Below are 13,039 nucleotides of genomic sequence, written 5' to 3'. Positions count from 1 at the left end.
TCAGGCGCACTCGGGGCCCGACGCTCCGGCGAATGAAACCGGGGACCGTCGGAATGTAGAACGCGTTCTCATTCCTGGCAAGAGCAGAGCGTCAGACCTCCGTGAGCGCCGCGCGCGGGCACTGGGCGATCGCCTCGCGCGCGTCCGCCTCGCGACCCTCCGGCACCGGGTGCACGACGGTGAGTTCGTCGTCGTCGTTCAGATCGAACAGATCCGGCGCGATTCCCACACACACGCCGTTCGCCTCGCAGCGGTCGAAGTCGACCTTGATATCCATCCCGAACCCTCGCTTCCCATTCGCACCGAACCTGTCGGACACCGTCGGCGGCACCCCGAACGGAGCCTGTCCGGTAAGGCTAGAACGCGTTCCAGTTCTGTGCAATGATTCGGAAACATTGTCGGACCCGTCCCCGTGGCGACGATTGGAGCGGTTCGTTGGACATCACCTATACCCCGCAGCAGCAGAAGCTGCGCGAGGAGTTGCGCGCGTACTTCGCCGAGCTGATGACGCCGGAGCGTCGTGAGGCGCTCTCGGCGACGACCGGCGAGTACGGCGCCGGAAACGTGTACCGCGAAGTGGTGCAGCAGATGGGCAAGGACGGCTGGCTCACCCTCGGCTGGCCCGAGGAGTACGGCGGCCAGAACCGTTCCGCCATGGACCAGTTGATCTTCACCGACGAGGCCGCGGTCGCGGGCGCTCCGGTCCCGTTCCTCACCATCAACTCGGTGGCGCCGACGATCATGCACTACGGCACCCCCGAGCAGAAGGCGTTCTTCCTGCCGAAGATCTCCGCGGGTGAACTGCACTTCTCGATCGGCTATTCCGAGCCGGGCGCCGGCACCGACCTCGCGTCACTGCGCACCACCGCCGTGCGCGACGGCGACGAATGGGTCATCAACGGGCAGAAGATGTGGACCAGCCTCATCGCCTACGCCGACTACGTGTGGCTCGCGTGCCGCACCGATCCGAATGCCAAGAAGCACAAGGGGATCAGCGTCCTCATCGTGCCCACCACGGCGGAGGGATTCTCGTACACCCCGGTGCACACCATGGCCGGACCGGACACCAGCGCCACCTACTACCAGGACGTGCGGGTCCCGGCGTCGGCCCTCGTCGGTGAGGAGAACGGCGGCTGGGCGCTGGTCACCAACCAGCTCAACCACGAACGCGTGGCGCTCACCTCGGCCGGACCGATCCTCACCGCGCTGCAGGAGGTCCGGGCGTGGGCGCAGAACACCACGCTGCCCGACGGCCGGCGCGTCATCGACCAGGAATGGGTGCAGATCAACCTCGCCCGGGTGCACGCGAAGGCCGAATACCTCAAGCTCATGAACTGGGAGATCGCGTCCAGCGCCGCGCCCCTGGGCCCGGCACCCGCATCCGCGAACAAGGTCTTCGGCACGGAGTTCGCGACCGAGGCCTACCGGCTGCTCATGGAGGTCCTGGGCCCCGCGGCGACCCTGCGGCAGAACACCCCCGGTGTGCTCCTGCGCGGACGCATCGAACGCATGCACCGCAGCTCGCTCATCCTGACGTTCGGCGGCGGCACCAACGAGGTGCAGCGCGACATCATCGCCATGACCGCCCTCGGCCAGCCACCCGCCAAGCGCTGACCGCCGAGCCGCCACACCACGAGAGGACCACCGCAGTGGACTTCACGCTCACCGAGGCCCAGCAGGATCTCGCCGGGCTCACCCGCAACATCGTCACCGAGGTCGTCACCAACGAGCATCTCCGCGAGCTCGACGCCGCCGAGGACCGGATCGACCACGCCCTGTGGGACGCGCTCGCGTCGTCCGGGATTCTGGGTGCCGCGGTCCCCGAGTCCATCGGTGGCGACGGATTCGGCCCGCTCGAGCAGATCAGCATCTGCGCCGAACTCGGCCGCGGCGTCGCGGCCGTGCCGTATCTGACCTCCGTCGTCGCGTCCGCGACCGCCATCGCCGAGTTCGGTACCGACGCGCAGCGCACCGCGTGGGGCGAACCGGCGGCGACGGGTGAGAAGGTCCTCGCGGCCGCGCTCACCGAGGAGCTGAACGACGATCCGACCTCGCCCACCACCCGGGCCGTCGCCGACGCCGACGGCTGGATCCTGGACGGCACCAAGATCGTCGTCGACGCGGCGCCGATCGCCGATCTGTTCCTGGTCCCCGCCGCCTCGGAGTCCGGCGTGGTGGTGTTGCTCGTCGACGCCGATGGCCCCGGGGTTACCGTGACCCGACAGTCCACCACCGATTTCGGCAGCGCCGGCATCGTCGAGTTCGCCGGGACACGCGTCGGCGCCGACCGGGTGCTCGGCACCGACGGTGCCGCGGTCGCGGCGTGGCTGCGTGACCGCACGCTGCTCGGATCCGCCGCCTACCAGTTCGGCGTCCTCGAACGCGCGCTCGAGCTCACCGCCGAATATGCCCGCGAGCGGGTCCAGTTCGACCGTCCGATCGGCAGCTTCCAGGCCGTCGCCCAGCGTCTCGCGGACGGCTACATCGACGTCAAGGCCGTGCGGCTGACCCTGTGGCAGGCCGCATTCCGGATCGCCGCGGGGCTTCCGGACACCGGAGAGCTTCGCACCGCGGCGTTCTGGGCCGCCGACGCCGGGCATCGCGTCGCCCACACGACGGTGCACGTGCACGGCGGCGTCGGACTCGACGAGGATCACCCGGTCCACCGCTACTTCCTCGCGGCCAAGCATCACGAGTTCCTGCTCGGTTCGGCGACGACCCAACTGCGTTCGCTCGGCGCCGAACTCGCCTCGACGCCGGCCTGACCGGTCCCGCTCGCCGAGATGTCGCCTGTACGCCGGCGCCGGCCTGCGCGGAGGATGCACCCATGACGGAAACACCCACGGTGACCGCCCTGCTCACCGCGATGTCCGAGATCGACGACCGGGGGCTGCGTTTCGAGGACGTGTCCCTGTCGTGGCGCGAGCACGTGCAGCTCAGCCACGACCGGGCCGCGCTGCTGCGCGTCCTGCTCGATCCGGACCGGCCGCGGCACTTCGGGATCCTCATGGACAACGTCCCGGAGTTCTCGCTGCTGCTCGGTGCTGCCGCGTTCTCCGGGTCCGTCGTGGTCGGCCTGAACACGACCCGTCGCGGGGACGCCCTCGCCCGCGATATCGCGCTGGCCGACTGCCAGGTGGTGTTCACCGAACGGGCGCACACCGGCCTGCTGGACGGTCTCGATCTCGGCGACGTCCGGGTGATCGACGTCGATTCGCCGGACTGGGCCGACCTTCTGGCGCCACACCGTGATTCGGTTCCCGAGGTCGCCGGGGTCGCGCCCGAGGACCTGTTCATGCTGATCTTCACGTCCGGCACGAGCGGCGACCCGAAGGCCGTGCGGTGCACGCACGCGAAGGTGGCGGCACCGGGCCGGATGCTCGCGCAGCGGTTCGGGCTCGGCGCCGACGACGTGGTGTACCTGTCGATGCCGTTGTTCCACTCGAACGCGATGATGGCGGGGTGGGCCGTCGCGCTCGCCGGCGGGTGCGCGGTGGCCCTGCGCCGGCGTTTCTCCGCGTCCGGGTTCCTGCCCGACCTGCGGAAGTTCGGTGTCACCTACGCCAACTACGTGGGCAAACCGCTCTCGTACATCGTCGCGACCCCCGAGACGCCGGATGACTCCGACAACCCCCTGCGCATCATGTACGGCAACGAGGGCACCGCGCCCGCGATCGCCGAGTTCCGCCGCCGGTTCGACGCGGTCGTCGTCGACGGCTTCGGTTCCACCGAGGGCGGGGTGTCGATTCCCGCGACACCGGGTGCTCCGGCCGGGTCGCTCGGCAGGCTGCCGGAGGACATCCACATCCTGCACCCGGAGACCGGGAATCCTTGCCCTCCGGCCGAGTTCGACGCCCGCGGCCGGATCGTCAACGCCGACGAGGCCACCGGCGAACTGGTCAACGTCCGCGGCGCCGGTCAGTTCGCCGGGTACTACAAGAATCCCGAGGCCGACGCCGAACGGGTCCGGGACGGTCGCTACTACAGCGGCGACCTCGGGTTCCGCGACATCGACGGGTTCGTGTACTTCGCGGGCCGGAGTTCGGGCTGGCTCCGGGTGGACGGCGAGAACATCGGCGCGGCCCCCATCGAGCGAGTGCTGCTGCGCTACAAGGGGTTCGCTCAGGTTGCCGTCTACGCGGTGCCCGACCGGTATGTGGGCGACCGGGTGATGGCCGCGGTGATCCCGTCCGCGGACACCGCATTCGACCCGGTCGCGTTCGCGCAGTTCCTCGACTCCCAGCCCGATCTGGGGCCCAAGCAGCTGCCGACGCTGATCCGCGTCTGCACCGATTTCCCGCGCACCGCGACGTTCAAGGTTCTCACCCGCTCGCTGAGCGCCGAGCGCTGGCGCTGCGCCGATCCGGTGTGGGTTCGTGAGCGCGGCGAGAACGAATTCAGGCTCCTGACAGACGAACTGGCGGAATCACTCGAATCGGACACGGCCGCCGCCGGGTAGGTACGCCGACTTCCGCAAACCCTTGCCCGCCTTACATACCCTCGGGTATGTTCTGGCGATATGCACGCCGCTGCGTGTTCTGTGGGGGAAGCGGAGGAGCGAATGGGATCGACACCGCGCGATGCCGCCCATGCCCTGGGTAGCTTCTACTCGCTGTCGCTCGACACACTGACCGGACTGTTCCGGACGCCGTTCCAGTGGCGGGAGTTCACGAACCAGTTCTGGTTCGTCGCGCGCGTCTCGCTGGTGCCGACGATCCTCATGTCGATCCCGTTCACCGTGCTCGTGGTCTTCACCCTCAACTCCCTGCTGGTGGAGATCGGCGCGAGCGACATGTCCGGCGCCGGAGCGGGACTCGGCGCGGTCACCCAGATCGGTCCCCTCGTCACGGTGCTGGTGGTCGCGGGCGCGGGCGCCACCGCCATCGCCGCCGACCTCGGCTCGCGCACGATCCGCGAGGAGATCGCCGCCCTCGAAGTGCTCGGCATCGACCCGGTGGCCCGCCTCGTCGTGCCGCGCGCTCTCGCATCGACCGCGGTCGCCGCGACCCTCAACGGCGCGGTCTGCGCGATCGGCCTGATCGGGGGGTTCTTCTTCTCGGTTCTGCTCCAGAACGTCGACCCGGGCGCGTACGCCGCCGGGGTCACGCTTCTCGTCGGCCCCGGAGAACTGCTGCTCTCCGAGATCAAGGCCGCCGTGTTCGGGCTGCTCGCCGGGCTGATCGCGTGCCATCGGGGTCTGTCGGTCTCCGGCGGCCCCAAGAGTGTCGGCGAGGCCGTCAACGAGACCATCGTGTTCGCGTTCGTCGCCCTGTTCCTGGCGAACATGCTGCTCACCTCGATCGGAATCGCGGTGACCGACCGATGAGCCTGGTCAGCCTCCGCCACGGACGGGCCGTCCACACCGCGAGCCGGGCCGGGCGCGGTCTCGTCCGTGCGATCGACACGATCGGCGAGCAGATCGTGTTCTGCGTCGGCGCATTGCTGTCCACGGCGAAGGCCGCACGTCACTACCGCACCGAGACGTTCCGGGTGGTCACCGAGATCGGTCTGGGCACAGGGCTTCTCGCGATGATCGGCGGCAGCGTCGCGATCATGGGTTTCCTCACCCTGTTCGCCGGTGCCACGGTCGCCGTGCAGGGCTTCACCTCGCTCGGGAACATCGGGGTCGAGGCGCTCACCGGCTTCCTGTCGGCGTACGTCAACGTGCGGGTCGTCGCACCCGTCGTCGCCGGTGTCGGTCTCGCGGCGACCATCGGCGCCGGCACCACCGCCCAGCTCGGCGCCATGCGCATCAGCGAGGAGATCGACGCGCTCGAGGTGATGGCGATCCGGTCGGTCCCCTATCTCGTCGGCACCCGGATCCTGGCCGGGCTCATCGCCATCCTCCCGCTGTACTCGCTGTCGGTACTCGCGGCGTTCCTGTCCAGCCGCATCGCGACCGTCACGATTCTCGGCCAGTCCCCCGGCGTCTACGACCACTATTTCGCGACGTTCCTGCGCCCGGCGGACGTGCTGTGGTCCTTCGGTCAGGCGATCGTGATGGCCGTGATCGTCATGCTCGTGCACAGCTACTACGGCTACACCGCGCACGGCGGTCCGTCCGGTGTCGGCGTCGCGACCGGCCGTGCGGTGCGGTTGTCCCTCATCGCGGTGGTGACGGTGACCCTGCTGATCTCGCTGGCCCTCTACGGCAGCAGCCGCCAGCTGCACCTGGCGGGGTGAGCACGATGCGCACCCACCTGCCCCGCATCGCCGTCGCCGCGACCCTCCTGGTCGCGGTGGGCATCCTCGCGCTCGTCCACCAGTCCTACCGGGGCGGCTTCGCTTCCGGTGTCACCGTGACCGTGGAAACCGGCCGCGCCGGGCTCGTCCTGGATCGCGGCGCACTGGTCAAACGGCACGGCGTCCAGGTGGGCACGGTGGCCGCGGTCCACCCGTCGCCGACGGGCGCGGTCGTCGAACTGAGCCTGTTCCCCGGCGATGCCGCCCGGATCCCGGCCGACGTCGGCGCCGACATTCGCGCGACCACCGTGTTCGGCGCGAAGTTCGTCTCGCTCACCGACCCCGTCCACCCGAGCGGCGAAAACCTGCGTGAAGGGTCGGTCCTGCGCGCCGCGAGCGTCACGGTCGAGACGAACTCGGTGTTCGAATCCCTCACGTCCGTGCTGCACGCCGTCGACCCGGCCGAACTGAACCAGACGCTCGGTGCCGCCGCCACCGCCCTGCGCGGGCGCGGGGACGATCTCGGTACCGCACTCGACGACACCGGTACGATTCTCGCCCAGGTGAATCCGCGCACGGACGTCCTCGGCGAGGATCTCGTGGCGACCCGGTCCGTCGCCGGCACCTACACCGAGGCCGCACCGGCCCTGCTCGACTCGCTCGGCAATCTCACCGTCACCGCCCGCTCCGTCGTCGACCGGGCCGAGGACCTCGACGCGGTGCTGCTGTCGGTGATCGGCCTGACCGACACCGGGATCGGCGTGCTCGAACCGAACGGACCGGCGATCGTCGGCGTGCTCGATCTGCTGCGGCCCACCGCATCCGTGCTCGAGGAGTATTCGCCCGTGCTGACCTGCTTCTTCCAAGGCGCCGACCAGGCCCGGTTGCTCGCCGAACCGGCCTCCGGCGGCAACGGCAGTTCGATGATGCTCAACTCGTCGCTGCTGCTCGGCTCCGACCCGTACGAGTACCCGCGCAATCTGCCGGTGGTCGCGGCGACCGGCGGACCGCGGTGCGGCGCCCTGCCCATCGTCACCGCCGCCGAGTCGCCGGCCCCGTACGTGGTGGCGAACACCGGCGCGAACCCGTTCGAGGCGGGCAACACCAGTCCGGTGTTCGTGCCCGGTTCGATTCTCGAACTCCTGCAGGGGCCCGTCCGGTGACCCGCACCGCGACCGCCGCAGCGGCCTACGCGCTGGTGATGCTCACGATCCTCGGCGCGCTGTTCGTCGTGTTCGGGCAGATGCGATTCCAGGACTACACGCGCTACCACGCGGTGTTCGAGGACGTATCCGGACTGCGCACAGGACAATTCGTGCGGGTGGCCGGCGTGGAGGTCGGCCGCGTCACCGCCGTCGAGTTCACCGACGGCAACCGGATCGCGGTGACACTCGACGTCGAGGACGTCTACACCCCGACGCGCGCGACCCACGCGACCGTCCGGTACCTCAACCTCGTGGGCGACCGATACCTGGAACTGGCCGACGGTCCCGGCGATACGACCCCGCTCGGCGCCGGTGGTGTGATCGACGTCGACCACACCTCCCCCGCCCTCGACCTGGACGTGCTCATCGGCAGCTTCAAACCGCTGTTCCGCGCACTCGATCCGCAACAGGTCAACCAGCTCTCCGCCGATCTCATCTCGGTTCTGCAGGGTCAGGGCGGCACGATCGAGTCGATCCTGCAACGCACCGCGTCGCTCACCTCCACCATCGCCGACCGCGACCGTCTCGTCGGCGACGTCGTCACGAACCTGAATTCGGTGCTCGCGACCATGGCCGAGCACCGCGACGAGTTCGACGTCTCCCTCGACCGCGCACAGCAACTCGCGGATCGACTCGCGCAGGACGGCGCGCTCGTCGCCGAATCCGTCGCGTACATCGACGCGTCGGCCTCCTCGCTCGCGCAACTGCTCACCGTGTCGCGCGAACCCCTGACCGGCGACATCGCCGAAGCCGGACGTCTTGCTGCGCAGCTGAACTCGCGCAGCGACACCATCGAGAGCCTCGCGACGCGCCTGCCCGACGCCTACGCCGCACTCACCCGGCTCGGCGCGTACGGCGGGTTCTTCAACTACTACCTGTGCGGCCTGCAGATCAAGCTCAGCGACCCCAGCGGCAACACCGTCACCTCGCCGCTGTTCGGACAGACGACGGGCAGGTGCGCACCGGCATGACCCGTCGATTCCGTGAAATGAACCAGGTCCGCATCGGGGTGATCGGAACGGTCGCGCTCGTCGTGCTCGTGCTCGCCGCCCTGAACTTCGGGTCGTTGCCGTTCGTCGACACCGGCCGCACCTACCACGCCCGGTTCGTCGACGCGGGCGGGCTGAACACCGGTGATGCCGTGCAGGTTTCGGGTAAGGATGCCGGGCGGGCCTCCGCCGTCGAGATCGATGGTGACGCCGTGCGGGTGAGCTTCACCGTCGACGACCGGGTCGTGCTGGGCACCGACACCACCGTGGAGATCGCGACCGCCACCGCGCTCGGCGCCCGGATGCTGCGGGTCCGGCCCACCGGCCCCGGCGAGGAGGCCGAGGGTACGACCTTCGACCTCGACCGCACCACCGCGCCCTACGAGCTCACCGAGGCACTCGGCGACCTCGCGACCACCGCCGCGGACATCGACACCGAGCAGGTCGCCGAATCGATGCGGGTGCTCTCGGACACGTTGCGCCGGACCCCGGACGACATCGGCGCGGCACTGGACGGTGTGCAACGGCTGTCCACTACGGTCGCCTCCCGCGACGAGTCGCTGCGTGCGCTCCTCGGCAACGCCGAACGGATCACCGCGGTGCTGGCCGAACGCAGCCGGCAGGTCGACGGGCTGATCGTCGACGCCGAGCTGATCCTGCGCGAACTCGACACCCGGCAACGCTCGCTGGACACCCTGTTCGGCAACGTGAACGCGCTGTCGGTCGAGCTGACGAACCTCGTGGCCGACAACGAAACCCAGCTCGCCCCGACCCTCGAGCAGGTCGACGCCGTACTCGACGTGCTGACCCGCAACCGCGACGACATCGCGCTCGCCATCGCGCGCCTCGGCCCGTACGCCACCGAACTCGGCGAGGCCGTCGCCTCGGGCCCGTTCTTCAACTCCTACATCCAGAACCTGCTGCCGCCCGAGCTGATCGAACCGGCCCTGACCGACGCGCTCGAACGCGCCGGTGCCGGCGGAGGTACCCCGTGACCCGTATCCGGCCGCTGCTGCCCTGGCTGATCCCGTTCCTGGTGCTCGGCGTGATCGCCGTCGTGTCCTTCGGGATCGTGCCGTGGCGCTCCACGCACGAGTTCACCGCCGAATTCGCCTCCGCCCGCGGTCTGTATCCCGGCGACGACGTGCGCGTGATGGGTGTCGACGTCGGCCGCATCACGCGCCTCGCGCCGGACGGCGACCGGGTACGCGTCACGTTCGAGATCGACGCGGACTGGCCGGTGCCCGCCGACGTGAAGGCCGCGGTCGTCGCGCCCACCCTCGTGTCTGCCCGGTTCGTGCAGCTCGCACCCGCCTACACCGGAGGACCACAGCTCGGTCCGGGTTCGACGATCCCGATCGAGCGCACCGCCGTGCCCGTCGAATGGGACGAGGTGACCCGGCAGCTCACCGAACTGACCAGCGAACTCGGTCCCACCCCTGACGACCCGCAGGGACCGCTCGGGGAGGTTCTCGATGTCGCCGCGAGCAACGTCGAGGGCCAGGGCACGGACCTGCGCGCGACCGCCGAGGAGCTGTCGGCGGCGTTGCGCACCGTCTCCGACGGTCGCGGCGACCTGTTCTCGGTCGTCCGCAACCTGCAGGTGTTCGTCGACGCGCTGTCGAACAGTCGCGGGCAGATCGTCGCGTTCAACAACCGGATGGCGTCGGTGACGCAGATCCTCGACGCGAACCGCGACGAGATGGGTACCGCGCTGGGCACGCTCGGCACCGCTCTCGGCGACGTCGAACGGTTCGTGCGCGACAACCGCGAGCGGATCGGCGGCACCGTCGACCGGACCGCCGAACTCGCCGAGACGCTCGCAGCCCAGCGGGACGGAATCGCGCAGGTCCTGCACGTCGCGCCGACCGCGCTGTCCAATCTGCAGGGCATCTACCAGCCCGCCCACAACACGGTCGTCTCGGCGCTGGCACTGACCAACTTCGCCAACCCGGTGCAGTTCATCTGCTCGGCGCTCGCGGCCGCGGAGGATGTCGACGCGCACACCGGCTCGGAACTGTGTGTGCAGCAACTCGGTCCGATCCTGCGGCTGCTCGCCGTCGACTATCCACCGATCATGATCAATCCGACCCGGGGTGTGGGCGCGCTGCCCGACCAGCTCGTGTACACCGAACCGGGCCTGGCCCCGGTGTCCTCCGGCTCCGACCTCGAAGATCTGCTTCTTCCGGGAGTGCGATGAGAACCGTACGCGCGGCCCTGCTGCTGGTCCCGCTCGTCCTGGCGACGAGCGCGTGCGAGTGGCGCGGGGTCAATTCGCTGACGTTGCCGGGTACCCGCGGCCACGGCGACGGCGCCTACAGCGTCGATATCGAGATGCCGAACGTCACGACCCTCGAACGCAATTCGAGAGTCCGGGTCGCGGATGTCACGGTCGGCCGGGTGGACGACATCCGGCTCGACGGCGGTCACGCCGTGGTGACGGTGGTGCTCGACGGCGGCACCGAACTGCCCGCGAACGCGACCGCGAAGATAGGGCAGACGAGCCTGCTCGGGTCGGCGCATCTCGAGCTCGCCCCGCCGATCACCGAACCGCCCACCGGCACGCTGGAGGACGGTGACGTCATTCCGCTCGAACGCGCGGGACTGTTCCCCACGACCGAGCAGACCCTGTCGGCGTTGTCGCTGGTGCTCAGCGGGGGTGGTCTGGCCCAGGCCCAGGAGATCTCCCGCGAGCTGAATCTCGCCCTGACCGGGCGCGAGGAGTCGGTGCACACCCTGCTCGGGCAGCTCGACGTCGCGCTCACCGGTCTCGACGATCAGAAGGCGCAGATCGTGGGGGCGATGGAATCCCTCGACGCGCTCGCGATCGAGGTGTCCGCGCAGAACGCGGTGCTCGCCGACGCCACCGAGGCGCTCGCCCCGGCGTTGGACGAATTGTCATCTCGCCGAGAAGATCTGACGCAGGCTCTGACGTCGCTCGGGGATCTGGGACGGATCGCCGGCGACCTCGTCGACGCGTCCGGGGACGACGTCGTGGCGAATCTGCGCGATCTCGAACCGGTGATGGCCTCGCTCACCGCGGCCGGCGATTCGCTCACCGAATCGCTCCGCTACCTGCTCACGTTCCCGTTCCCGATCGACACCTACCGCAATGCCGTGCGCGGCGACTACGCGAACGGCACGGTGATCCTGGACCTGACGCTGCCGACGCTCGAGAACGCGCTGTTGCTCGGCACCCTATTCGAGAACGCGCTCACCGGTCCGGCTGCCACGATCCCGCCCGTCCCGGGCCTCGCCGATGCGTCCGCCACGGACCCGATCGGCCTGCTCGCCCGACTGCTGGGGGTTCCCCGATGATGCCGTCCGTCCGCAACCGGCTGATCGTGTTCCTCGCGATCGGCCTCGCCGCGATCGCCGCCGTGGGTGTGTGGTTCGTGCAGGTTCCCTCGCAGCTCGGGATCGGGCGCTACGTGGTGCGCCTGGACCTCGCCGACGGCGGCGGCCTGTATCCGACCGCGAACGTCACCTATCGGGGCGTGACGATCGGCCGGGTCACCGAGGTCCGGATGACGGACGACGGCGCCGAGGCCACCCTGTCCCTCGACTCGTCGGTGCCGGTCCCGGCGTCGACCGCCGCCGAGATCCGCAGCATGTCGGCGATCGGGGAGCGCTATGTCGATCTGATGCCGGAGGACGCGAACACCCCGTACCTGGCGGACGGCGACGTCCTGCCCCGCGACCGCGTGACCCTGCCCGAACCGGTCGACCGGGCCATCGACCGGCTCGACGACACCCTGCAGGCGGTCGGGGCGGACCGGTTGGCCGTCCTGCTCGACGAGGCGCACACCGCGATCGGCGCGTCCGGCGACGACCTGCGGACACTGGTGGATTCGGCGGCAGCGGTCGCCAGGGAGGGGGCCGACAATGCCGACGAGATCGGCGCGCTCATCGACGGCGCCGGCCCGCTGCTGCAGACCCAGATCGACTCCTCGTCCGCGATCGGGCAATGGGCGTCGGCGCTGTCCGGCACGACCGGCACGCTGCGCGATGCGGATCCGGACGTGCGGGCGCTCGTCGACCGGGCCGCTCCGGCCGCCGACGAGGTGACGGCAGGTTTTCAACGCATCGAACCGACGCTGCCGCTGCTGCTCGCCAACCTCGTCTCGATGGAACAGGTTGCCGCCGTCTACAATCCGGGCGTCGAACAGATCCTGGTGCTGTTCCCGTCCATCATGGCGTCCACCCAGTCCGCGGCCCTGCCGAACGTCGACAATCCGTCGCAGAACACGTTCTTCGTCAACTCGTACAACGACCCACCGCCGTGCATCGAGGGGTTCCTGCCGCCCGAACAGCGGCGCTCCCCCACCGAACTCGACGTGCCGGAGACGCCGCCCGATCTGTATTGCAAGCTGCCGTCGAACGATCCGGTCGCGGTGCGCGGCGCCCGGAACCTGCCCTGCCTCGAGTTCCCGGGCCTGCGCGGCGCGACGGTGCAGACCTGCCGGGAGCAGGCCGCGGAGCAGGGCATCGCCGGGGCGGTCGCCGGAACCTACGATCCGATCACCGGCGTGTACACGGGATTGGACGGAAAACGGTATGTACAGGGAGATCTCGCGGGAGGCGCACCTCGGACGCTGGAGGATCTGCTGCTGCCGACCGGGTAGCCGCCGGTGCGGCGCGAGAAGCGCCGCACCGGACGGG

Annotated in this window: 12 protein-coding genes; 11 read left to right on the top strand and 1 reads right to left on the bottom strand. The window is 69.7% G+C overall.

The features are described 5' to 3' along the window. Nucleotides 1–91: 91 nt before the first annotated feature. Nucleotides 92–277: a ferredoxin gene (locus ACN675_RS01380; protein ID WP_420749199.1), complete on the bottom strand. Its 186-nt coding sequence runs from the start codon at nucleotides 275–277 to the stop codon at nucleotides 92–94. A 158-nt stretch (nucleotides 278–435) separates the two neighbouring features. On the opposite strand from ACN675_RS01380, the gene ACN675_RS01375 reads away from it, so the two are divergent. The 11 genes from ACN675_RS01375 to ACN675_RS01325 all read left to right on the top strand — a co-directional run bounded on the left by ACN675_RS01375 (nucleotide 436) and on the right by ACN675_RS01325 (nucleotide 13,002). Further along, nucleotides 436–1,614, top strand: coding sequence for an acyl-CoA dehydrogenase family protein (locus ACN675_RS01375; RefSeq protein ID WP_420749198.1), 1,179 nt, complete (start codon nucleotides 436–438; stop codon nucleotides 1,612–1,614). Between the two features lie 35 nt (nucleotides 1,615–1,649). Further along, nucleotides 1,650–2,765: an acyl-CoA dehydrogenase family protein gene (locus ACN675_RS01370; protein WP_420749197.1), complete on the top strand. Its 1,116-nt coding sequence runs from the start codon at nucleotides 1,650–1,652 to the stop codon at nucleotides 2,763–2,765. Nucleotides 2,766–2,827: 62 nt separating this feature from the next. Next, nucleotides 2,828–4,459: a long-chain-fatty-acid--CoA ligase gene (locus ACN675_RS01365; RefSeq protein WP_420749196.1), complete on the top strand. Its 1,632-nt coding sequence runs from the start codon at nucleotides 2,828–2,830 to the stop codon at nucleotides 4,457–4,459. A 102-nt stretch (nucleotides 4,460–4,561) separates the two neighbouring features. Next, nucleotides 4,562–5,326 carry an MlaE family ABC transporter permease gene (locus ACN675_RS01360; protein WP_420749195.1) on the top strand — a complete coding sequence of 255 codons (765 nt, stop codon included), beginning with the start codon at nucleotides 4,562–4,564 and terminating at the stop codon, nucleotides 5,324–5,326. Continuing rightward, nucleotides 5,323–6,183 (top strand): MlaE family ABC transporter permease, encoded by an 861-nt coding sequence (locus ACN675_RS01355; RefSeq protein WP_420749194.1) that lies wholly within the window; start codon nucleotides 5,323–5,325, stop codon nucleotides 6,181–6,183. The genes ACN675_RS01360 and ACN675_RS01355 overlap by 4 nt, the downstream gene beginning before the upstream one ends. A 5-nt stretch (nucleotides 6,184–6,188) precedes the next feature. Beyond that, the gene (locus ACN675_RS01350; RefSeq protein ID WP_420749193.1) at nucleotides 6,189–7,346 is read left to right on the top strand and encodes an MCE family protein; all 1,158 of its coding nucleotides are present in this window, start codon (nucleotides 6,189–6,191) and stop codon (nucleotides 7,344–7,346) included. Continuing rightward, nucleotides 7,343–8,359, top strand: coding sequence for an MCE family protein (locus ACN675_RS01345; protein WP_420749192.1), 1,017 nt, complete (start codon nucleotides 7,343–7,345; stop codon nucleotides 8,357–8,359). Before ACN675_RS01350 ends, ACN675_RS01345 begins: the two co-directional genes overlap by 4 nt. Then, nucleotides 8,356–9,372 (top strand): MCE family protein, encoded by a 1,017-nt coding sequence (locus ACN675_RS01340; protein WP_420749191.1) that lies wholly within the window; start codon nucleotides 8,356–8,358, stop codon nucleotides 9,370–9,372. The genes ACN675_RS01345 and ACN675_RS01340 overlap by 4 nt, the downstream gene beginning before the upstream one ends. Then, a complete protein-coding gene (locus ACN675_RS01335; RefSeq protein ID WP_420749190.1) occupies nucleotides 9,369–10,577 on the top strand; it encodes an MCE family protein in 1,209 nt (402 codons plus the stop codon). The genes ACN675_RS01340 and ACN675_RS01335 overlap by 4 nt, the downstream gene beginning before the upstream one ends. Continuing rightward, the gene (locus ACN675_RS01330; protein WP_420749189.1) at nucleotides 10,574–11,695 is read left to right on the top strand and encodes an MCE family protein; all 1,122 of its coding nucleotides are present in this window, start codon (nucleotides 10,574–10,576) and stop codon (nucleotides 11,693–11,695) included. The genes ACN675_RS01335 and ACN675_RS01330 overlap by 4 nt, the downstream gene beginning before the upstream one ends. Further along, complete coding sequence (locus tag ACN675_RS01325) at nucleotides 11,692–13,002, top strand: MCE family protein (RefSeq protein ID WP_420749188.1); 1,311 nt, start codon at nucleotides 11,692–11,694, stop codon at nucleotides 13,000–13,002. The genes ACN675_RS01330 and ACN675_RS01325 overlap by 4 nt, the downstream gene beginning before the upstream one ends. The last annotated feature ends 37 nt before the right edge of the window (nucleotides 13,003–13,039 follow it).

Origin of the sequence: Rhodococcus sp. O3 (genome assembly GCF_048897285.1) — a bacterium.
In the GTDB taxonomy this organism is placed as follows: Bacteria; Actinomycetota; Actinomycetes; order Mycobacteriales; family Mycobacteriaceae; genus Rhodococcus.
Note: the sequence above shows the minus strand (reverse complement) of the source record. Positions and strands in the feature narration are given on the sequence as shown.